We start from the raw sequence: 1,150 nt of genomic DNA on the forward strand, positions 1-1,150 counted from the left end.
GGGCGGTTTCTAGGCTTCAGTGCAACTGATCTTGGTTGGGCTGGAGGTGCTGGTGGCGAGGCCGGGTGTGTTGACGTTCGGGCATCGGCAGGTGTTGGAGCATTTGTGGGCGTCGGGTCGGACGATCTCGCAGATCGCGGGGCTTCTTGGGGTGCCGGTGTGCACGGTGTCGCGGGAGGTGGCGCGGAACAACAGTGCGCGGCACGGGACGAAGAACCCGCTGGGGCGGTCGTTGCCGCCGGGGCGGGCTCGCCGCCCGTATCGGTGGGGGTATCAGGCGCAATGGGCTCAGCGGCGGGCTGACGCGGCCAGGCGGCGGCGGGCGCCGTCGAAGCTGGGGGTGGGTAGGCGGCTGCGGCAGGTGGTGGCGGGGAAACTGGCCCGTAGGTGGTCTCCGAAGCAGATCGCCGCGTGGTTGCGGGCCACGTTCGCCGACCGGCCGGAGTTGCAGGTGTCCCACGAGACGATCTACCAGGCGATCTACGTACAGTCGCGGGGCAACCTGCGGGCCGAGTTGACCCGGCAGGTGGCCCTACGGTCGGGACGCACCCAGCGGCGCCCGCAGTCACGTGCCGCGGGTGCCGCCCGCAGCCGGCGGCCCTGGATCGGCGACCTGCACATCAGCACCCGACCGGCCGAGGCCACCGACCGGGCGGTGCCCGGGCACTGGGAAGGTGACCTGGTCATCGGCAAGGCCGGAGCCTCAGCGATCGTGACCCTGGTGGAACGCACCACCCGCTACGTGCTGCTCGGCGCCCTGCCCCAAGGCCGTGACAGCGAAGCCGTCATCGGCGTGCTCACCGACCTGGCCACCAGGATGCCCGCGCACCTACGCCGCTCCCTGACCTGGGACCAAGGCGCCGAGATGGCCACCCACCCGGTATTCACCATCGCCACCGGCTGCCCGGTCTACTTCTGCGACCCCCACAGCCCCTGGCAACGCGGCACCAACGAGAACACCAACGGACTCCTCCGCCAGTACTTCCCCAAGAGCAGCTACGACTTCCGCACCATCAACCAAAACGGCCTGGACGAAGTCGCCCACGAACTCAACACCCGACCCCGCGAAACGCTGGGCTGGGCCACCCCGGCCCAACGCCTCGCACAACTCATCGCGCCCTAGCGATTGCACTGACCCCTTGACCCCGCC

Annotated in this window: 1 protein-coding gene; it reads left to right on the top strand. The window is 69.8% G+C overall.

All coding sequences use genetic code 11. From position 1 onward, the window contains the following. Window positions 1-166 precede the first annotated feature (166 nt). Window positions 167-1,123 carry an IS30 family transposase gene (locus ACFYPD_RS34095; RefSeq protein ID WP_387122929.1) on the top strand — a complete coding sequence of 319 codons (957 nt, stop codon included), beginning with the start codon at window positions 167-169 and terminating at the stop codon, window positions 1,121-1,123. The last annotated feature ends 27 nt before the right edge of the window (window positions 1,124-1,150 follow it).

Source organism: Micromonospora sp. NPDC005299 (assembly GCF_042872345.1).
GTDB lineage: Bacteria > Actinomycetota > Actinomycetes > Mycobacteriales > Micromonosporaceae > Micromonospora.